This is a genomic window from Trichocoleus sp. ST-U1, assembly GCF_039961835.1.
Lineage (GTDB): Bacteria > Cyanobacteriota > Cyanobacteriia > Cyanobacteriales > FACHB-T130 > FACHB-T130.
Genome location: NZ_JAMPJZ010000001.1, coordinates 168,962 through 189,646, shown reverse-complemented (window position 1 = coordinate 189,646; position 20,685 = coordinate 168,962). Strand labels below are relative to the sequence as shown.

Annotated in this window: 18 protein-coding genes; 9 read left to right on the top strand and 9 right to left on the bottom strand. The window is 47.9% G+C overall.

Annotation, left to right across the window (positions count from 1 at the left end; all coding sequences use genetic code 11):
• Nucleotides 1-124 precede the first annotated feature (124 nt).
• Together cobM and lgt are read right to left on the bottom strand one after the other, a co-directional pair.
• A complete protein-coding gene (cobM, locus tag NDA06_RS00890) occupies nt 125-976 on the bottom strand; it encodes a precorrin-4 C(11)-methyltransferase (RefSeq protein ID WP_242047351.1) in 852 nt (283 codons plus the stop codon).
• A gap of 386 nt (nt 977-1,362) precedes the next feature.
• Entirely contained in the window at nt 1,363-2,247 is an 885-nt protein-coding gene (gene lgt / locus NDA06_RS00885) for a prolipoprotein diacylglyceryl transferase (protein WP_190414585.1), read from the bottom strand.
• 416 nt (nt 2,248-2,663) lie between these two features.
• Here lgt and NDA06_RS00880 point away from each other — a divergent pair, with 416 nt between their 5' ends.
• Both NDA06_RS00880 and rlmN read left to right on the top strand, forming a co-directional pair.
• Nucleotides 2,664-5,573, top strand: coding sequence for an ATP-binding protein (locus tag NDA06_RS00880; RefSeq protein WP_190984717.1), 2,910 nt, complete (start codon nt 2,664-2,666; stop codon nt 5,571-5,573).
• Nucleotides 5,574-5,601: 28 nt separating this feature from the next.
• Nucleotides 5,602-6,729 (top strand): 23S rRNA (adenine(2503)-C(2))-methyltransferase RlmN, encoded by a 1,128-nt coding sequence (gene rlmN / locus NDA06_RS00875; protein WP_190984718.1) that lies wholly within the window; start codon nt 5,602-5,604, stop codon nt 6,727-6,729.
• Between the two features lie 31 nt (nt 6,730-6,760).
• Here the strand turns inward: rlmN and NDA06_RS00870 are convergent, their stop codons facing one another.
• Complete coding sequence (locus NDA06_RS00870) at nt 6,761-6,943, bottom strand: replication restart DNA helicase PriA (RefSeq protein ID WP_190414604.1); 183 nt, start codon at nt 6,941-6,943, stop codon at nt 6,761-6,763.
• 692 nt (nt 6,944-7,635) lie between these two features.
• A complete protein-coding gene (locus NDA06_RS00865) occupies nt 7,636-9,972 on the bottom strand; it encodes a glycoside hydrolase family 31 protein (protein WP_190984719.1) in 2,337 nt (778 codons plus the stop codon).
• Between the two features lie 452 nt (nt 9,973-10,424).
• Here NDA06_RS00865 and NDA06_RS00860 point away from each other — a divergent pair, with 452 nt between their 5' ends.
• The 3 genes from NDA06_RS00860 (at nt 10,425) to NDA06_RS00850 (ending at nt 12,586) form a co-directional block, all read left to right on the top strand.
• Nucleotides 10,425-11,261, top strand: a complete 837-nt coding sequence (locus NDA06_RS00860; RefSeq protein WP_190536118.1) for a dienelactone hydrolase family protein — start codon at nt 10,425-10,427, stop codon at nt 11,259-11,261.
• Between the two features lie 372 nt (nt 11,262-11,633).
• On the top strand, nt 11,634-12,116 hold the full coding sequence (locus NDA06_RS00855; RefSeq protein ID WP_190414581.1) for a flavin reductase family protein: 483 nt from the start codon (nt 11,634-11,636) through the stop codon (nt 12,114-12,116).
• 116 nt (nt 12,117-12,232) lie between these two features.
• On the top strand, nt 12,233-12,586 hold the full coding sequence (locus NDA06_RS00850; RefSeq protein WP_190435216.1) for a phenylpyruvate tautomerase MIF-related protein: 354 nt from the start codon (nt 12,233-12,235) through the stop codon (nt 12,584-12,586).
• Between the two features lie 214 nt (nt 12,587-12,800).
• Here NDA06_RS00850 and NDA06_RS00845 read toward each other — a convergent pair whose 3' ends face one another.
• Both NDA06_RS00845 and NDA06_RS00840 read right to left on the bottom strand, forming a co-directional pair.
• Nucleotides 12,801-13,616 (bottom strand): pentapeptide repeat-containing protein, encoded by an 816-nt coding sequence (locus NDA06_RS00845; protein ID WP_190536087.1) that lies wholly within the window; start codon nt 13,614-13,616, stop codon nt 12,801-12,803.
• Nucleotides 13,617-13,726: 110 nt separating this feature from the next.
• Nucleotides 13,727-14,683, bottom strand: coding sequence for a type II secretion system F family protein (locus tag NDA06_RS00840; protein ID WP_190536088.1), 957 nt, complete (start codon nt 14,681-14,683; stop codon nt 13,727-13,729).
• A 41-nt stretch (nt 14,684-14,724) separates the two neighbouring features.
• On the opposite strand from NDA06_RS00840, the gene NDA06_RS00835 reads away from it, so the two are divergent.
• The 3 genes from NDA06_RS00835 (at nt 14,725) to NDA06_RS00825 (ending at nt 16,141) form a co-directional block, all read left to right on the top strand.
• The gene (locus NDA06_RS00835; protein ID WP_190536089.1) at nt 14,725-14,868 is read left to right on the top strand and encodes a hypothetical protein; all 144 of its coding nucleotides are present in this window, start codon (nt 14,725-14,727) and stop codon (nt 14,866-14,868) included.
• Between the two features lie 101 nt (nt 14,869-14,969).
• Nucleotides 14,970-15,521: a pantetheine-phosphate adenylyltransferase gene (gene coaD, locus NDA06_RS00830; protein ID WP_190536090.1), complete on the top strand. Its 552-nt coding sequence runs from the start codon at nt 14,970-14,972 to the stop codon at nt 15,519-15,521.
• Complete coding sequence (locus NDA06_RS00825) at nt 15,431-16,141, top strand: ATP synthase F0 subunit B (protein ID WP_242047352.1); 711 nt, start codon at nt 15,431-15,433, stop codon at nt 16,139-16,141. The genes coaD and NDA06_RS00825 overlap by 91 nt, the downstream gene beginning before the upstream one ends.
• Nucleotides 16,142-16,338: 197 nt before the next feature.
• Here NDA06_RS00825 and cysC read toward each other — a convergent pair whose 3' ends face one another.
• On the bottom strand, nt 16,339-16,872 hold the full coding sequence (cysC, locus tag NDA06_RS00820) for an adenylyl-sulfate kinase (RefSeq protein ID WP_190414576.1): 534 nt from the start codon (nt 16,870-16,872) through the stop codon (nt 16,339-16,341).
• A 121-nt stretch (nt 16,873-16,993) separates the two neighbouring features.
• Between cysC and gor the strand changes: the two genes are divergently transcribed.
• Nucleotides 16,994-18,394, top strand: coding sequence for a glutathione-disulfide reductase (gene gor, locus NDA06_RS00815; RefSeq protein ID WP_190984720.1), 1,401 nt, complete (start codon nt 16,994-16,996; stop codon nt 18,392-18,394).
• Nucleotides 18,395-18,489: 95 nt separating this feature from the next.
• Here gor and NDA06_RS00810 read toward each other — a convergent pair whose 3' ends face one another.
• Nucleotides 18,490-19,794 carry a WD40 repeat domain-containing protein gene (locus NDA06_RS00810; protein WP_199323963.1) on the bottom strand — a complete coding sequence of 435 codons (1,305 nt, stop codon included), beginning with the start codon at nt 19,792-19,794 and terminating at the stop codon, nt 18,490-18,492.
• Nucleotides 19,795-19,898: 104 nt separating this feature from the next.
• Nucleotides 19,899-20,483 (bottom strand): hypothetical protein, encoded by a 585-nt coding sequence (locus NDA06_RS00805; protein ID WP_199323964.1) that lies wholly within the window; start codon nt 20,481-20,483, stop codon nt 19,899-19,901.
• Nucleotides 20,484-20,685: the final 202 nt, after the last annotated feature.

The following is a 20,685-nucleotide window of genomic DNA, read 5'->3' as shown; positions in this document are numbered from 1 at the left end:
GCTGTTACCAATCAGACTTTTCTCACCTTACATTTTGCACCGGGAAACTTCTTCCCTACAGGTGTAGGTTTTTGGCGATTTGGGAGCGTTAAATATTCAAAACCGACTTTTATCCCTTATTCCCTTATAAGGAGGAGTTGGGGGAGTTCGCGGATTTCTGGCGAAACAGATGAGTATGTTCGGGATCGTACAGACGCGAACGACGTTTCGCTTGCCCCAAAGACTCTGGCGTATTTTCCACAGTCCCTAACGCGGGACTAATCACATAAAGCGTCGTCCGAATCAAATTTTCCTGCTGCGTCACAGTTGCCATTTGATCCAAAGGAACCAAGAAGATTTTCTCATCAGGCCAACCGACTCGAAAGCAAATCGCCACGGGTGTATCGGCGGGGTAGTGCTGCATCAGTTTCGCTTGCGCGTCTTCGACGTGACGCGCCGCCAAGTAAAGGCATAAACTTGCCTGATGCGCCGCTAGGGAGGCTAATTCTTCGCGTTCCGGCACGGCTGAGGCGCGTCCGCTAATCCGGGTGAGGATAATCGTCTGCACCAGTCCTGGCACCGTTAGCTCAACTTTGAGCTTGGCGGCGGCTGCCTGGAAAGCACTGATGCCGGGGACAATTTCAAAAGGAATGTCCGCCTCTGCCAAGGCTTGCATTTGCTCAAAGACAGCACCGTAGAGGCTGGGGTCGCCAGAGTGGAGGCGGATCACAGATTTATGCGATCGCACTCGTTCAATCATCACTGGCAGAATTTCTTCGAGGGTTTTATTCCCGGTGCGAATAATTTCCGCATCCGCACGCACCCCCTGCAAAATTTGCACCGGCACCAGAGAATCGGCAAATAAGATTACATCCGCAACCGCGAGTAGTTTCTGCGCCTTAACCGTCAATAAATCTGGATCTCCCGGCCCTGCACCGACAATGTAAACGGCTGGTGCCAGGGGAGACAATGATTCGCCAATAAATTTAGTCGCCAATTCAGACAAACCTCTTCTAGAGTGTGTAACTTATCAGTCATCTGTTGATCGTTCTGCAATTTTGTCAAAATTGCAGATTGCTTCTGATTCCCGTACAGCGGTAGCTATCTGCGCCTACCGAGTCAAAAAAATTAAATTGATTACGGACACTTTCCGGATTCGTTCCACTTCCCCGGTAATTAAGGAATGGTAGATGCACCCTGGTTTTGCTCTAGAGTTTGACTCTAGAGCATTTTTTTTGGGATTTTTTTGGGAATAATTTCTCCTGAAACCTGGCTTTTTCTACCAATTCACTTGATTAACGCGACACTTCAATTCTTAAAGCCCGATCGGAAAGACGGTTGAGGCATCTGAGGTGTAATCTCACCCCCGTGAAATGGGATGATTCATCGTTGGGCATTCTCGCTGGAAGCATTCTCATGACTAGAGGCTGACACGACATCTGGCAGAGAACGACGCAACAAATAAACCCAAGCCAGACCCGCCAATCCCAGCGCCATTCCCAGCAAACTGATCGCTTGTGCCATTCGCAACGGCCCCAGCATCAAGCTATCGGTGCGTAACCCCTCAATCCAAACGCGACCGGCGCTATAAGCCACCATGTAAACCAAAAACAGCGTACCTGCCTTGAGACGTGGTCTCTTCAAATCCCGAAAAAACAAGGTCATCAGCAACCCAAAAACCATTAAATTCCAAAGAGATTCATAGAGAAAGGTGGGATGGAAGTAGGCAAAATTTTGGTAATCGGGCGGACGGTTCTCGACCGGAATCAAGAGTTTCCAAGGCAAATTTGTGGGTGCCCCGAAGGCTTCAGAATTGAAGAAATTGCCCCAACGCCCGATGGCTTGACCCAAAATGACAGAGGGCGCGACTAAATCGGCAAGTTGCCAGAAAGAGATTTTTTGGATTCGGGCAAAAATCAAAGCTGCCAAAGTGCCACCGATGATCGCCCCATGAATGGCAATGCCTCCTTTCCAGATGGCAATGATGTCACCCGGTCTTTGGGCGTATTGTTCCCACTCAAATAAAACATAGTAAAGTCGGGCACTGGGAATCGCCGCTACAACTAGCCAGAGTGCGAAATCGCCCGGTATATCTGGGTTGATGTGACGGCGGGACGCCAGATATCGAGAAAGGGTGACGCCAATTAATACGGCTGAGGCAATTAATAGACCGTACCAGCGAATGGTAAACGGTCCCAGCTCAATGAGGATTGGGCCTGGAGAGGTAAATTCAAATGCCAAAGGCAGAGAGGAAATATCAAGAAGCATCGGCTTTGATTGAGTTCCAGCGTAGCCCGGACAAGACTCGCTGCTAGCACTTCATAGTTTATCGAATGCTTGATTCAAGTCTTGCATAGCAGCAGCTAGATCGCGATCGCTCACACGCCTCTAGCCAATTCTCAGTCCCCTAGTCTCAGTCCCCTGGTCTCAGTTCCGTTGAAATCTGGACACGCTGACACCCCTTTCAAAGGGCAATCAACATTCAATCAATCAAATTACTGCTGATCCTTGCGAAAACTCTCAAATTGTGCAGGTAAACAAGTTTCACGATCGCAAGCAGCAAGATTAAGACAAATAGCGGTAGCGAGTACCGATCCGATAGATAGATATTGATATTGCAACTGTACTTATATACGACCGTGATGGCAGCACTCGCGGAACCATCACGCTGAGATCGAACAGAGATGACTGAAGACCGAATTACTCAAAATCTTATCGTTGAAAATCGTAATCTGCGCCTAAATCAGCGTTCATCTATGCACCTGCCGCGCAGCCTGAGTGCCTTAGAAACTTGGGGTTTTGGGTTCACAGGTCATCTAGCCTGGATTGGCACAGCCCCGCTAATTCATGCAGCATTAGGCTCATCTGCCATCTTTGTGTGGTTGCCCGCAGCGATTGTGGGGATGCTGCTGAACCTGCAAGTGAAACGCTTAGGAGAACACTGGCCTGAAATATCGGGGGGAACTCCAAATTACACGACTAAGTTACTCAAAAACTATCCCGGTCTAGCTCGTTATGCGGCGATCGCGTACTTCATCGGCTGGGCAGGATATCTGCCAATCAACCCAATTATCCTGACGAATCTCATCAAGACTAATCTAGAACCTTTAGGGATTGATTGTCCGGAAACGGCTCTGAAAATAGGATTCACGCTGATTGCTTATATTGTCGCGTTCAGCGGCACGCGAGCTTTAGCAATCTTGCACACGTTTTTCATTCTTCCAGCAGTCGGATTCTTATTGGTGTTTTGTCTTCAAGGTCTAGGATGGTTAGCCTTCTCGCCCGCGAGTCCCGGATTTTTTCCTAGCACCTGGTCAACCTTAAACTTTGTGGATTGGGCAAAGTGGTCTTTTTTCGCAATCTACATTGCCTACGCCTGCGAGACAGCCTCCGCATTTGTCGCCGACAGCCGACGCCCTGGAGAAACGCTGCGATTTCTCAGCTTGGCAGCTTGGCTAATGCCGCCGGTCATTCAGGGCGGTTCTTGGGTACTCATGCGCTTGGCAACTGTACCAGACTTGGGCGAAGACACGTTCTTGAACTTTTTCACAGCAGCAAAGCCCTTCTGGGGCGAGTCAGCTTCCTTAATCGTGACCCTCCTGATCGTCTCTAGCTGCCTTCTCGCTTGCGCGACTGCGGTTTCTAATTCTCCCCGCATTTTGTACCAACTTGCCCTAGACGGACACCTTTCACCCGTCTTCGCGGTCGTCTCCCGGCAAGGCGTTCTGCAACCTGCCCTAATATTTTCCCTTGGCATCAGCTTGATCTATTTGCTTTGGGGAGATATTTCTCGAATTGTGGTAGTAACGGGTACTGGCTATCTTGTCGCCATTATGTCAATCCAGCTGGGCTTGTGGTTGCAGCGAGGCAAACCCGAAGTGCGCTGGCCTTGGTGGTCGCTGGGCTTCTTCGCCCTTGAGGCGGTTGTTCTGGTAGTGGGGGGTTTAAGTTGGAGCTGGCAAGATGTGCTAGTTGGGCTGCTGTCTCCGATCGCTGTTTTGGCTTGTGATGCAGCGATTCGTCGGATCGCTTTTGAGCCTTTCCACCCAGCCTGGTGGATTGAGCGTTACCGGGTGAAAAGCTTTCAGGTCAAAGATTTTGTTGCCTTTCAGGTGATCGTCCTGATTCTATTGGTTTGTAGTGCGACGGCGATCGCCTGGGTGCTTCGGAACGGGATTGGGCAGATTTCTGGGAATGCCAGTAACAATCTTTTAGTCATTTTGCTGATGACGCTCGCTTTTGTAGCGATCGCAGTTGCCTGCTGGACTAGCTTGCCTCAAGTGGCTGCGATCGCTGAAGCACGAGAACACGCGGAAAATCTTTTTATCACTGCCCTTGACACGGTTCCGGATACCATTCTCGTTTTGGATGAGGGCGGCGCGATTCGTCAAGCCAACCCAGCCGCTGTTGCCCTTTTCGAGATGGACGCTCATCAGCTGATTGGGCGTCGCCTCAACGATTTCCTCTCTGGGTTAGCTGGGTCGCCTGAGATTTGGCAAAGTCGCAGCGAACAGACATTCCGGCAGGATGAAACAAGCTTACGCACGATCGAGGTGACGCTTTCCCACCGCTCAAATCGCCAACTTCAAGAATATATTGTCATCCTACGCGACATCACGGAGCGCAAGCTCTCAGAAGAAACATTGCAGCAATCGGAAGAGACTGCTAGAAAGCAAGCGATCGCTCTAGAACAAACCCTGCGAGACCTCCGGCAAACCCAAGCTCAATTGATTCAAACTGAGAAAATGTCTAGCCTCGGTCAACTCGTTGCGGGTGTTGCCCATGAGATTAATAACCCTGTCAACTTCATCTACGGAAATCTGACCCATGTGGGTAACTACACTCAGGATCTTCTCGGTTTAGTTAACTTTTACCAGCAGGGTTATTCCTACACTGATCCAAACATTCAAGGCTTGGTTGAAGAGATTGATCTTGATTTTCTAATTGAGGATTTGCCGAAAACTTTGTCTTCGATGAAAGTAGGGGCAAACCGCATTCGGGAGATTGTTCTGACTTTGCGTAACTTTTCTCGGTTAGATGAAGCCGAGATGAAACCTGTCAACATTCATGAGGGAATCGATAGTACCCTCGTGATTTTGCACAATCGCCTCAAGCATAAACCAGAGTTTCCGCCGATTCAGGTTATCAAGCAATATGGCAACTTGCCGCTGGTGGAATGTTATGCCGGACAAATGAATCAGGTATTTATGAATATCTTGAATAATTCGATTGATGCTTTGCAGGAGCAAGATAAAGCGCGAAGCTCAGAAGAAATTAAAAAGAAACCCAGCACTTTAACAATTTCTACCCAACTTTTAGACAAGAATTGGGTGAGAATCGGGATTAAAGATAATGGGCCGGGGATGAGTGCAAGTGTCCTAGGGCAACTGTTTGACCCGTTCTTTACAACAAAACCAGTCGGTCAAGGCACTGGACTGGGTTTATCGATTAGCTATCAAATTGTTGTAGAAAAGCATGGCGGAAAGATGAAGTGTCTATCTCGACCTGGGGAAGGTGCAGAGTTTCAAATTGAGATTCCGATCGGGCAAACTTATAAAGTGAACCCCAGCGTCGATCGAGAGGTTCTAGGATAGAGATCCTAGCGAAAACTTTTGATTATTTATGTCTGCTACGTCCCGCTCTCAGGTTCAGTCTTCTACAGACAGTCAGCATCAAAATCAGTTTGATGAAACTGCTCCCGTTGCTAAACAGGGGGTAACGAATAAAAACCCAGCCAGAACGATTCCTCCTCTTTTAGGGGCAAATTTAGCTGAATTAACCCAATGGGTGCTTGCTCAAGGACAACCGGCTTATCGGGGACAGCAACTGCATCAGTGGATTTATGAAAAAGGAGCGCGATCGCTTTCTGAAATTACTGTATTTTCTAAGCAGTGGCGCGACCAAGTAGCAGATGTCCCGATTGGACGCTCTACGATACATCATCGATCTGTCGCTCCAGATGACACGGTGAAGTATCTGCTGCGGTTGGCAGATGGTCAAATTATCGAAACAGTCGGTATTCCCACAGAAAAGCGGCTCACGGTGTGCGTCTCTTCCCAAGTGGGTTGTCCGATGGCTTGCGACTTCTGCGCTACGGGGAAGGGCGGTTTTACCCGCAATCTCGCACGTCATGAAATCGTCGATCAGGTGTTAACGGTTCAGGAAGACTTCAAGCGACGAGTCAGCCATATTGTATTTATGGGGATGGGCGAACCTTTACTGAATACGGTAAATGTTCTGGGAGCGCTAGAGATCCTGAATAAAGATGTGGGAATTGGACAGCGTTCTATCACCCTTTCTACCGTAGGGGTACGCGATCGCATCCTCGATTTAGCGAAACATCACTTGCAAATCACCCTCGCAGTTAGCCTCCACGCACCCAATCAGGCACTTCGGGAAAAACTTATCCCTACGGCTCAGCGATATCCCCTGGAAGATTTGTTAGCAGAATGTCGGGAATATGTTCAATTAACAGGTCGCAGATTGACATTTGAATACGTCCTGCTTGCGGGTGTGAACGATCTTCCCCAACACGCGAATGAACTTGCATCCCGCCTGCGGGGATTCCAAACTCACGTCAATTTAATTCCCTACAATCCTATCCACGATGCTGACTATCAGCGTCCGGATTCTACTCGGATTCAAGCTTTTGTAGCAGCTCTGAAAAAACAGCATATTGCTGTTAGCGTTCGCTACTCTCGTGGTTTAGAAGCCAATGCTGCTTGCGGACAACTTCGAGCTTCTAAATAATTCAGTAAAAGCAATTCTTTGAGGATTGCTTCTACAGACGACTTGCATCAAGACCGGGTGCGTATGCTTCGATTACTCTCCCGGTTCGAGAACAAGTCACCATCAAGTAGTCACAAGTACGGCATTGTGTCCGCGTTAGCTGGCTGCTAGAAATATAATGCCGTTCACCCGGACTGCCACAGTTAGGACAGCGAATTGCTTGGACGAGCTGCATTGTTAAAGTTTTCATGTCAGTAAGTTTTTTAAAACAAGAGAATTGCTAGATTTGACCCCGATACCATCCGGTAAAAGTGTAGCTAAAGTAACAATTTAGCTACATGCAATGAGTGAAAAATCAATTTACCTTTCTAGACTATTATGGCAACCTTTTTGATAATTATCCATAATCAATTGAATGATTTATATGAATCATTCTTTAGGAATATGAGTCTATCTAGCTTTGATCCCCATTGTGAACTTATGCAAATGCGGGAGGTTTGCACAGGCATTTAACATCGTTTAGACATTTCTGACGTGTTGATTTTGTAAAGTTGGGCAGTTCTTTAGTAATAATTTATAGAAGTTCTCAACATCTATCAGAATTAAATTTACAGCTAAAATAAAATTCTCTGGTTAAACTTTATGTGGATTTAAGGTTTAATAAAATTCTGGCATCTGTCTATAGAGATATTTCTTTTTTACAAAATAGGGTTGAGCGAGAAGATTGCAGATAGGGGCATCAGCGATCGCTCTGATGAAACGTAAAGGATGCCAAAAAAAGCGATTCACCCTCAAGAGCAAATCGCTGACCGTTAAGGATTGAGATTAAATCCGGTTAATCGCGCCTCCCATTAGAAGCACCTCCTCACTCCGGCTCCCCTCTCCGTGAAGGTCGAGGGTCTGGGGGTGAGGTTCTATCAAGCCAATTTAAAAAGTCAGTTGACGCGCCGTACTATCGTCAACAAAACGCTGTTCGCCAACACCCACTAGCTGCACGATAGTTTCGCGGCTGGGTGGCGTCCAATTGCCCTCTCGCGCTGGAATTTCAACCCTCGTTTGTTGCCCTTGGGAATCAACGCGGTAGGTTGTGGTGGCAAAGGCACCCGTTTGATATTCAAACGTATGCCCATCATCTTCATAGAGCCTAAACTCGCCATTTCCAGGCCAGATGCGGAGGGTGAGTTCGTCAAGGGGACGCTCATCCGTGGATTGCATCACCGGCTGCATGGGGATTATCGCTCCCGCACGCACATATAGCGGCATTCGCTCTAACGGTGCATGAGCTAAGATATGCGTCGCGCCTTGGTAACGTTCTCCTGTCCACCAGTCGTACCAAGTGCCTTCGGGAAGATACACGGCACGGTATTCCACTCCTGGTCGATAGATGGGTGCTGCCATTAGGGAAGAACCGAGCAATACTTGGTCGTAGAGTTTATAGGTTTTCGGGTCGTTGGGGAAATGATAGAGTAAGGGACGTAAAATCGGTGCGCCAGTAGTTGTAGCTTCCCAGAAAAGTGTGTAAATGTAGGGCAATAGCTGGTAGCGGAGATTAATATATTCGCGGCAGATAGCTTCAACGCGATCGCCAAAAACCCAAGGTTCGTGTCTTGCCGTACTCATTGCCGAGTGACCGCGCATCAACGGGTAAAGCATTCCCACTTGCATCCACCGAGCAAATAATTCCGCCGTGGCGTTGCCAGCAAAACCGCCAATATCGGAACCGACAAACGCCACACCGGATAGTCCCATATTGCAGAGCATCGGCAGAGACATCTCCAGATACTCCCACAGCGATTGATTATCGCCCATCCACACCGACGACCAACGCTGAATTCCGGCAAAACCGGAGCGTGTCAGCACAAACGATCGCTCTGTAGAACGCAGCCGCTTCAGCCCTTCGCAAGCCGATTGAGCCATTGATTGCCCATACAGGTTGTGAGTTTCGGTATGGGTAGTGCGTTCTTCCGGCGAACCTTGGGGGGCATCTAAGGGAAAGGATATTTTATTCCCCGGATCTCCAAACGGGCGATCGTCTATCGCCGGTTCGTTCATATCGTTCCAGATACCCGCAACGCCGACTTCAGTTAGGCTTTTGTGCAAGTCGCCCCACCACTGGCGCACTTCCGGACGCAGAAAATCGGGAAATACTGCTTTGTCGGGCCAAACGTAGCCGTGGAATAGCTCACCCTCTGTCTTACGGATAAAATAGTCATTTTCTATCCCTTGGTCGAAGACGTGGTAATCGGCTTCCGGCTCGTACTTGACGCCTGGATCGATAATTGTCACCGTCTTGAAGCCATCCTGCGCCAAGTCATTGACCAATTGGGCAGGATCGGGGAACCGTTTGGGACTCCAGGTAAACACCCGGTAGCCCTTCATGTAGTCGATATCGAGATGAATCACATCGCAAGGGATGCGACGGTTGCGGAATTCCTGGGCAAGTTCTCGCACCACCTCTTCAGATTCGTAACTCCAACGGCATTGGTGATAACCAAGGGACCATTTCGGTGGAAGTTGCATCCGACCTGTTAGCTGCGTGTAGGTGCTAAGAATTTGCGCCGGTTCCGGGCCATAAATGATGTAATAATCCAGCTCATCGCCCCGCGTTTCCATCCGCCAGACGCCCGGTTGTTCCGCACCGATGTCGAACTGGCTCCAAAAAGTGGTGTTGAAGAAGATACCGTAGGCGAGTTCTGGACGTAGGGCTATAAAAAATGGAATCGCCTGGTACATTTCATCGGTAAACGAGCTGTAATCGAGGGCGTCAACTGTCCAGTTCGTTTGGACTTCGCTGAGTTTGTCGAGTAGCTTGGTGCGTTCGCCAAAACCGTAGAAATGTTCATCAGCTTCGATGCGTTTCCAGGCAGCGATCGCGCCCATGCGTCCAGCCATCCCCATCCCGGTATCGTGGGCGAAGGGTCGCCCAGTTTTATCGAAACACTCGATCCGACACCCTTGGCGGTGGATGTAGACGCGCATCTGCTCGGTTTCGATTTCTACTGCTGCGTCAGTTTCCCGAACTTGGAAGGGGACGATTGACCATTCTGGATCGTCTAAGGTGACTGCCCACGAACGACGCGGCATCAATTCACCACTGGGTGCCCAGCGTACTCGGACTAAGTTCGGTGCCAGGATGCTAATGGCAAGGCGCGAATTCTCACAATCGCCGTAGATTCCTCGATCGTGGCGTTCTATTGTTTTTAGCGTTCCAATTGTTGACCAAGATGTCCCTGTCGTGGGCAGTTTTCCAAAATATTGCGGCATCACCCCTCCCGATAAACTGTGAATTTGAGTAGAAGCGATTGATAAATTGCCCCTACAGCTAGCGATCGCTAATGAGCAAAATGCTTTTACTCACCTCGATCCAGCTTGTAACAGTTGATCGGCTGTGGCTTCTTCCAGGGGGAAGGTTTTGCTGCGGTGAAGCTGGGGTGGAAGAAGTCCGTTTAACATAGATCAGGACTTACGCTCTCGTTATGGAAAAACGAACCGCCAAGGACGCCAAGGACGCGAAGGAATAAGAGTTTTAGAGAGTTATTGCGTAAGTCCTCATAGGTGTCAGCATCAATTTAAAGCGTATGGGATATGATTGCGCGATCGCGTTAGCGAAGCGAGGCGTTAGCCTAGCGCTGAAGGCTGCTGCCGAGAACATCGGCGGTTATCCCCGCCCAACTGATGCACAATCTAGACTTGAAGAAGTTTTTTGGAGAAAACTGCTGATGAAATTCACGCGCCGCGAATTTATCATGGCCTCTACGCTGGCGGCAGGGTTTGCCCTAGCAGTTCGCCCCATTTCTGCCCAAGTCATCACGACCGATAAGAAAGGCTTGGTGGCGGGTGAAGTGAAGATACCCGTAGAAGATGGAGCCATCCCCGCTTATCGGGCGATGCCTGCCAGGGGTAAGAATTTCCCCGTCGTGCTAGTTGTGCAGGAAATCTTTGGCGTCCACGAACATTTGCAAGATATCTGTCGCCGCTTTGCAAAACTAGGTTATTTAGCGATCGCGCCGGAACTCTATGCGCGTCAAGGCGATGTTTCCCGGATGAGCGATATTCAAGAAATTATCACCAAAGTAGTTTCTAAAGTCCCCGATGCCCAAGTCATGTCAGATTTGGATGCAACGGTTGCTTGGGCAGCCAAGTCTAGTAAGGGCAACACTGATAAACTGGGAATTACAGGCTTTTGCTGGGGTGGGCGAATCGTTTGGCTGTATGCGGCACATAATCCCACGCTAAACGCTGGCGTTGCCTGGTACGGACGCCTAGTAGGCGAGTCTTTGCCCCTCATTCCCAAATATCCTCTCGACCTAGTTGATGAGCTGAAAGCGCCCGTACTGGGACTCTATGGCGGCAGCGATACCGGCATTCCGAACGAAACTGTCGAGAAGATGCAGGAGGCACTGAAAGCAGCAGACAATGCTTCGGAAATTATCCTTTATCCGGACACTCCCCACGGCTTTTTTGCCGACTACCGCCCCAGCTACCGCAAAGAGGAAGCAGAAGACGGCTGGAAACGCCTGCAAGCTTGGTTTAAGAAGTACGGGGTTGCTTAAGAAGCGATCGCTCATTTTGCGATTCGGTTGCTTTTAAGTCTACTTAAGCCCTAGCGATTGGAAATCGCGGCTATACAAACGAAGTCCGCCTTGCGCGGACTAAGAAAAAATCAGAAGCTTTAAACCTGCGTTAGCGAAGCGTTCCGAAGGCTAGGCAGGTTTTGTCTGTATAGCTGCGGTTTCAACCGCCAAGCGTGAAGTCTTTGAACCTGTGAAGGCAGGTTTTGTCTGTATAGCTGCGGTTTCAACCGCCAAATCTTAATTTGATACTCATGTGCAATGTCATGCCCCTACGGAACTATCTCCAGATTGATGTTTCTTCCCAAGACATTGATAAACTAAGCGATGTATCAGTAGCTGTCAGGTAAAACTTTGCTAGACGAACAAGCCAAAAAAACTATTCTGCGTAAGATTCCTCACGGACTCTATATCTGCGGTGTCAAAGATGGCGAAGAAGTTAACGGCTTCACATCCAGCTGGGTGATGCAAGGCTCGTTTAAGCCACCGCTGGTTGTGAATTGCGTTAAGCAGGATTCTAAATCCCACGCCATGATCAAAGCCAGTGGCGTTTTTGCGCTTAGTTTCCTGGATGAGGGACAGCAAGACTTAGCGGAAAAATTCTTCAAGCCGCAGCGCCGCGTCGGGAATAAATTTGAAGAGGTGGAATTTTATCTAGGACAAGAAACCGGCTGTCCCATCATCTCCGACTCCCTCGGTTATGTGGAGTGTAAGGTTGTCGGTGCTGTGGAACACGGCGATCATACTGTTTATGTCGGGGAAGCGATCGCTGCTGGCGTCCACCGCGAGGGTAAACCGCTTTTACTCGAAAATACTCCTTGGCAATATGGTGGGTAATTGGTAATTGGTAATCGGTAATTGGTAATTGGTTAGTAGCAAAAGACTAATAACGAATGACTAATAACGATTACCCATTACCTAATGCCTTTTGAAAGGAATTAGAGTAAAAGATTATGCCGCTAATCAAAGTTCAAACTTCTGTTGATTCTCCCGATCGGGGTGCTGTTGAGGGTCTGCTGAAAAGTCTTTCTGCTAAATTAGCGAAGCATACAGGCAAACCGGAATCTTATGTGATGACGGCTTTTGAGCCGAGTGTAGCGATGACATTTGGGGGGACTCTCGATCCCGTCTGTTACGTCGAAATTAAAAGTGTCGGTAGCATGAGTCCGTCGCAAACAAAGGCAATGAGCCAAGATTTTTGCCAGCAAATTAATGAGAAACTTGGTGTATCTACAAACCGAATTTACATTGAGTTTGCTGATGCAAAGGGTTCAATGTGGGGTTGGGATGGGTCAACATTTGGTTGATTAAATCCTACTTGATAATGCCCGCACCTTGAAGGCTGGGGCTACACAAATAAAGCCCGCCTGCGTGGGCTAAGAAATTGGAAATATTGGGGTTTGTAATTGGGTGCAATACATTTTGACCTCTCCCCAACCCCTCTCCTACAAGGAGAGGGGTTTTTCTGATTGCCTTTTAGGGTAGGGGGTTAGGTTCTGTATTTGATTCAAATGACAAACACTATATTGGGGCGATCGCATTTATCTCTCCCCCAGCTTGCGTCCAATGTGCAGGTTTTTCCAGATTGTTCGGCAATACAGTTGCGCTATCTCCCAATGCTGTTTCAATTTGCGCTTGTTCAAGGTTTTGGACTTGCCTGAAGGTGGCACCATGCAGCTTGGCATCATCAAGAATAGCTCCTAAGAGGTTGGCTTTATAGAGGCTTGCTCCTTGCAAGTTGGCTTCACCAAGGTCTACACTTTGCAACTTGGTTCCACTGAGCTTTGCTCTTTGCAAATCGGCTTCTCGCAGGTCTGCTCCCCCAAGGTTTGTATTTTGTAAATTAAGTCTCTGATTGTTTGGATCTCTTTTCACGTTGCGCCGTCCGATAACTGTAAGTGCTGCTTGAATATCCGTAGGAATTTTTGGTGATTGCTCCTGCTGTATCTCTTCTTTCTTCAAAGGAGCCTTCTCTCGCACAAAAGCAGTCAACACTTCCATAATTGTCCAGTGGTCTTTTTTGGAATCCTCAGCAATTCGTTTTAGGGCGTAAATTCCACCTAAACGGCTAGAAATCTTCTCAGAATCAAGAAGTTCAATAGCTTTAGTAAAGCGTTCTGTGATTTGCTTATCTTGTGCTGCTTTTGCATTTTTTAGGGCAGCCTTAGCGTTATATAGAGCTGCTTCAGCGCTCTTATTGGCAGCGATCGCGCTATCATCCATCGCTTTTGCTCGCTTCGCCGCATAGAAAACGTTAAAGAGGATTGCGGCTCCTCCAAAAGTTGTTGCAACAACTTTTAAAACTTCAATAATGGTTGGTATAACCGGATTTTTCAAAACCTCGCTATTCAATGAAACATAGCAAACTATCAATACTATCAAAGCAAAAAAAACTACCAAACTTATAAGCCGGTTTTTTAATCCCTCTATTTCATCACGCATAAAGATTATCCTGGCAGAGAGTTTATCAGCGAATTAATTGCTCGAATTGCGACTAAAAGCACTAAACCTCCAATCGCTAATAGACTCAAAGGACGCAAGATTCCCTCCAACTGCCTCAAACGTTTCTCTAAGTCGCTTTCGTAATATTGCTCCAATTTTCGCAGCGCCGCATCTAGATTGCCAGTTTCTTCGCCACTGCGAATATATTGGATTGCAAGTGGCGGTAACTTAGTTTGCAGACTCTCGGTGAGGCTTCTACCGAGACGAATTTGCCGAGCAGCTTTTGCTACGTGGGTTGCCATCTGAGGATCGGGGATGCGATCGCGCAACAATTCCAGTGCGGCGAGAATTGGCACCCCGCAACTTAAAGGCAAGGACAACTCGGTAAAGTAAAGGAGCGATCGCGCTTGCATGACTTTATCCAAACCGGGAAGTTGCGCCGCCAACCGCTGTAAACCGCGTCCGGGAAAGCGAGAATTCAGCACAGTTACTCCAACCAAAAGCACTGCCAATCCAAAGCTGCACAGCCAGAAACCAGGATGGGTAAGCTTTTGAGGATTTCGCTTGAAAAGTGCGGCGGCGAGTACCAGCAGACTCCAAATCAGCGCGATCGCGGCGATTCCCACCGAACGATACAGGCGTTCGCGTTTGGCTTTGGCTTCCGCCGCCGTTGCCAATCTCCCAAAAGTCTCTGCTAGCGATCCGCTGTATTCTGCTAACCGAATTAGGCTAATCGTCCAGCCATCAAAATATCGAGCGTCTGGTGTCAAAGCTGAAGCCAAATCTTGCCCAGAATCCACCGCTGCACTGACGGTTTGCAGATAGCGCCCGAAGGGAGAATTACGATCGCGATTCACCAAATTTAAGCTTTGCTGTACTGAAATGCCAGAATTCAGCAAAGTGGCGAACTGCTGAAAAAATTGAGCCTTTTCCTGGTTTTTCAACTTAATGTGTAGATTCACTAATCGGATTTTAGCTTTTGCTGATTTTTAGAGAGAACCTCTTGAAAGTTAAGAATGGCGCTGGTTGGATTAATCTAGAGACTCTCAGCGATCGCAGCAGAGGGCGATTGCTGGCTCGTGTATGCCGTGAAAAGAGGCTGCTGACGCTGATGAATCCTAATCTGGTTGCGATCGCTCTCGTTTAGTGGTCGGTGCTTCTCGCCAAAACCGGAGACTTTTAACAATTCGTAGTTTTAGGGGTACTGTATGAGTACAATTTCCTTAAGCTAGCTCACACACCTCTTCCGTGATTGCAATCTATCCTGGCAGCTTCGATCCAATTACTCTGGGGCACCTCGACATCATTAAGCGCGGTTGTCGGCTTTTTGATGGGGTGATTGTTGCGGTGTTGCGGAACCCCAACAAAACCCCCCTGTTTACAGTACAGGAGCGCATCGAGCAGATTCGTCTATCGACGCGATCGCTGCCGAATGTAGAAGTTGACAGTTTTGACGGTTTGACAGTCAACTATGCCAGAATCCGAGAAGCGGGCGTGCTGCTGCGCGGTTTGCGGGTGCTTTCTGACTTTGAACACGAGCTACAGATGGCTCATACAAATAAAACTCTGGACGACCGGATTGAGACGGTTTTTCTAGCAACCTCTAACGAGTACAGTTTCTTAAGTAGTAGCTTAGTGAAAGAGATTGCCAGATTCGGCGGCTCTGTCGATCATCTTGTTCCCCAGCACGTCGCCTTAGATATCTACCGATGTTACGCCAAGACTCTTCCCGCCTCGAACCCGATAGTAGTGGACGCTTCCCCGAAGGTGAATTACCCGACAGTGGATCGGGAAGTGTAGATATTCAGCGGGAACTCGACCGCATCGAAGAAATGATTCTCGATAGTACGCGCATTCCCTTGACTAGCCTGCGCTTAGTCGATGAGAATCCGTTACTCGATCAGCTGGATTTGGTGCGGATCAATCTGCCACCAGCTTTTCAGGAAGCCGAAGAAATTGTTCGGCAGAAGGAAGAAATTCTCCTGCAAGCGGAGGATTATGCACAGCAGATTATTGAGACAGCAGAACGCCGAGCCGATCAGATATTGGATGAAATGGGCTTGATTCGGCAAGCAGAACGGGAAGCTCAAGCGATCCGGCAGGCGGTGCAGCAGGAGTGCGACGCCATCCAAGAACAAACGATCGCAGAACTAGAACGGATGCGCCTACAAGCACAACAAGAGCTAGAGCAGATGCGATCGCTTGCTATCCAAGAATGCGAGGACATCCAAAACGGAGCGGATGACTACGCTGACCAAGTTCTCACGAATATCGAGCAGCAGCTTAACGATATGCTCAAGGTCATCCGCAACGGTCGGCAACAGTTACAAAATGACGCTCCGCCTCCACCGCCGTCGCGAACCCCTACAGTTAGAGAAGTAGAGGGGGACAGAGGCAGAGGCGCAGATAAGAAGAAGTAAGTGTTGGGTGGGCGGTGCCCATCCACGATACTTTTGTGCTTTAGCTCTCAAACCTTCATATTAGATTTGTGTAATTATCCATAATAAAAGAACCCCACCCCCAGCCCCTCCCCGCAAGCGGAGAGGGGAGCCGGAGCCGGAGCCGGAGCCGCAGGTGAGGGCGGAGAGGGGTTCCTCTTAATTGCGGTTTATCCTTACTAGAGGTAGCCCAGTTCTTCCAGCTTTCTCAAAACTTTTTCTGTGCTTTCCTCTATCGTTTCTTGGTCTGTGTGGCATTCGATTTGAGGATGCAGGGGCGATTCATAGGGGTCATCAATCCCAGTGAAGTTTTTGATTTCTCCAGACCGCGCTTTCTTATACAACCCCTTCACATCCCGCTGTTCGCAAACCGCTAGCGGTGCATTCACATAAACCTCAACAAAATCTCCAATACGCGATCGCACTTCTTCTCGAATTTCCCGATAAGGCGAAATTGCCGAAATCAGTACGACCACACCGTTCCGAGTCAGGAGGTGAGCCACAAAACCAATGCGCCGGATATTCTCATCCCGGTCTTCTTTACTAAACCCCAAACCTTTGGTCAGATTTTGGCGCACCACGTCTCCGTCGAGGATTTCCACCTTGTATCCACGTTTCTGCAATTCTTGCGCCACTTCCTGGCTAATGGTGGTTTTTCCCGCACCGCTTAAACCTGTAAACCACACGGTGACACCACGATGCTCTCGATCCATTGTTCTTCGCTAAAACTGACGGTATTCTCATCCGACTTTAAGCGATCTGCGGAAAATGGGAAAGCAGGAGCATCATCGTTACATCTTTTAAACTAAATGAAGAAAGAGAGGACTTCCAGTCATGGCATTTGATTACGATTTGTTTGTCATTGGGGCGGGTTCGGGAGGATTGGCGGCTTCCAAACGTGCGGCTAGCTACGGAGCAAAGGTAGCGATCGCAGAAGGCGATTTAGTGGGTGGTACCTGCGTCATTCGTGGCTGTATTCCCAAAAAATTGATGGTTTACGCCTCCAAATTTTCCCATTTGTTTGAGGATGCCGCAGGCTATGGCTGGACTGTGGGCGAGAGAAGCTTAAACTGGGAACATCTGATAACGACTGTCGATAAGGAAGTCCACCGTCTCAGCCAGTTGCATATTGGGTTTTTGGAAAAAGCTGGGGTGGAGTTAATCAAGAGCCGCGCCACTTTAATAGATCCGCATACTGTGGAAGTGGATGGACGCAAAGTCACGGCTGATAAGATTTTAATCGCCGTGGGTGGGGAAGCCATCAAGCCGAATTTACCAGGGATGGAACACACCATCACTTCCCGCGAGATATTTCTCCTCAAGGAACAGCCGAAGCACATCGTCATTATTGGCGCTGGCTATATTGCCGTGGAATTCGCCTGTATTATGCACGGACTGGGATCGAAAGTCAGTTTGTTGCTTCGAGGCGATCGCATTCTCAAAGGTTTTGATGACGATATTCGCGTTGGCATTCAAGATGCCATGTCCCATCACGGCATCAACATTATCACCAATGTTACCGGGAAAGGCATTGAGCAAACCCCAGAGGGTCTAAAGGTCGCCTTTACCGAAAAAGGCAAAGACGCGGATACAACCCTCACCGCAGACCAAATTCTAGTCGCCATCGGTCGCGCACCTTTGTTAGGAAAACTTGGTTTGGAGAATGCGGGCGTTAAAGTTGTTAATTGTGAAGACGAAGATTTACCCAGGTTGCACGGGTACAGCGTCAACTGTGCCATCGAAGTCGATGAGTACAGTCGCACCAACCAGCCGAATATTTTCGCTGTAGGCGATTGCACCAACCGGATCAATTTAACCCCCGTCGCCATTGGCGAAGGTCGCGCTTTTGCTGATACTGAGTTTGGCAACAATCGCCGGGTATTCAATCACGAAAATGTTGCCTCCGCCGTATTCACTCAGCCAGAAGCCGCTACGGTAGGAATCAGCGAAGCCGATGCTCGGAAAAAGTTGGGCGATGACAACGTGCAAATTTATCGCGCCCGGTTCCGTCCTCTGTTCCACAGCCTCACCGGCGCGGATGAGAAAGTCATGGTCAAGTTGGTCATTGACAAAAATACCGACCGCGTGCTGGGCGCTCACATGGTAGGCGAGTATTCAGCTGAGGTGATTCAAGGAATTGCGATCGCAGTCAATATGGGAGCCACCAAAAAAGACTTCGACGCCACCGTTGGCATTCATCCTTCCACCGCCGAAGAGTTCGTCACTCTGCGATAAATTACGGCTAGGGGCAATATTATCAATTGCCCCTACAAATGTCTGCATTTGACTTGTTGAGATGAGCGATATTTTCTCTTATCTAACCTACCGCCTCAATCATACTGCCAAATCTTGATAGTTTTGTCATTGCTACCACTGACAATTGTTTTACCATCAGGACTAAAGACAACTGACCCAATACTTTCTAAATGTCCCGAAAGTGTATGAATCAATTCTCTTGTCCCCAGATGCCATAATTTAATTGTTTTGTCGTTACCGACACTAGCAAGAATTTGCCCATCAGGACTGAAGGCAATACTGCGAACAATGCTTATGCTTGTATGGTCAGAGAATGTGTGGAGTAGGCTGCCACTGGGAAAACTCCAAATTTTGATGGTGGTGTCCGCACTGCCACTAGCCAAAGTCTTGCCATCAGGACTTATGGCGACTGACCAAACATAATTTAAATGTTCAGTAAGGGTTCGGATTGCTTTTCCAGTGCTTAAATCCCATATTTTGATAGTTTTGTCGCTACTTCCACTAATTAAGTTTTGTCCATTGGCACTAAATATAATAGAAGAAACACGCTCTTCATGACCCGTAAGAGTACAAATTTCCTTACCAGTGTTAAAATCCCATACTTTGATAGTTTTGTCCTTACTGCCGCTAGCGACAATTTTCCCATTGGGGCTAAAAGCAATAGAATGAAGCTCGTCTGAATGTCCAGTAAATGTTACCCCTGTACGTGAATACCACAGTTTAATCGTATTATCGGCACTACCACTAGCGAGAGTTTGCCCATCAGGGCTAAAAGCAAGTGAAGAAACACTACCTGAATGGCCGGTGAAGGTGCAAATAGAATCTCCAGTGGTCAAATCCCAAATTTTGATGGTGTTGTCTGCACTGCCACTAGCAATTTGACCATCAGCGCTAATAGCGACAGCATAAACATGATTTGAATGCCCAGAGAGAGTATCTACACATTGCCAGGGCTTAGTTTTGCTAGTTTCCCAATCTGCCAGCAATTTTAAGTCAGTATTATAGGCTTTTTGATACTGTTGCTGAGTCAGCTTAAGCTTATCAGTAATTGTTTTTGACCAGGCGTTCGGAATCTCTGAGTCTAAATTAAATAGCTGAGGTTCATAATTTGGGTCGATGTTGAGGTAGTACCAATCTGCTAAAAATGTTGCTAATAGCTTGTGAAGGGTGACAATTGTCTGCCGAATGATGCGAAGACTTTGAATCTCATCATTTCCGGCTTCCTGTAGTTGCTTTTTTGCATCTTCCCAGTTCCAAGGCTCAAACGACAAGGAAACTGTGTCTTGCAGTCCCCAGAACCGAACATTAAAGTAAACTTCATGATCGGTAATGTCGCTGTAAATAATTGCCGTTGGGACAGCAGCCAAAATGGTTTCCAACTGTTTGACTTCTGCATCAAAAATAGAACGTTCAAAATACCTACCATAAAACTCAACAGGGCAGAATTCGTCCTCTAGGGAATAATGACGTTCCAGAAATCCTTTTAATTGATTGCGAACCTCTTTTTTGAGGCTGTCGCGGAATGATAGCGGAAAATCATCGCTGATATCTGGTGGTGGACCAACATCAGTAATCGAGGTTTCTTTTGCTCGTCCCCAAAAATTCGTTCTACTTCATCACGACTCAAAACTCCAGGCCATTTTTGCTGATCGAAAATAGCTTGAATTTCCTTTTGCTTGAGTTCAATTTCTTTTGCAGTCTTCTCCCGCATCAGTTCTAGATACAAAGAACTCATCTGACGCTTGTCTGCCAATTCCTCTGCCTTAAGTTGCAGTTCTCGTTCTCTAAGCTTAAGAGTACGTTCATCTCGTTCAGCGCTTGCCGATTCAATCTGAAGGTCTGCTTTCAAGCGGAGGTCTTGAAGTTCTAGTAACTTCTGCTCTCTTACCTCTCTGCGCCGATAGTAGTCAATTTCTGCCTGACGCGATCGCTGATCTAATCTAACTTCCTGAACTTTAGCAGGAAGATTAGATGTGTCATCAACAACGTTTTTAAAAAATTTTGAGGCAATTCTACTAGCAGCACTAGCAACAAATACGGCTACAGCACCAACAATATTGAATGGCATAAAACTTAAATCTGAGGAGAGTTCTAGCGATCGCAAAATCCGGCTTATTTAGCTTGATTTGCTCAAGTGTAGCCCAGCCCTAGGTGGGAGTCACTGGTTGAGAAGATTGTGGGATAGAGGCGCTGCTTGCCGTTGAACCTTTTCCCCAAATGCCCAGTCTAAAGCATTAGAAATCCAACAGTGGTAAGAGAGAGCCAATCGG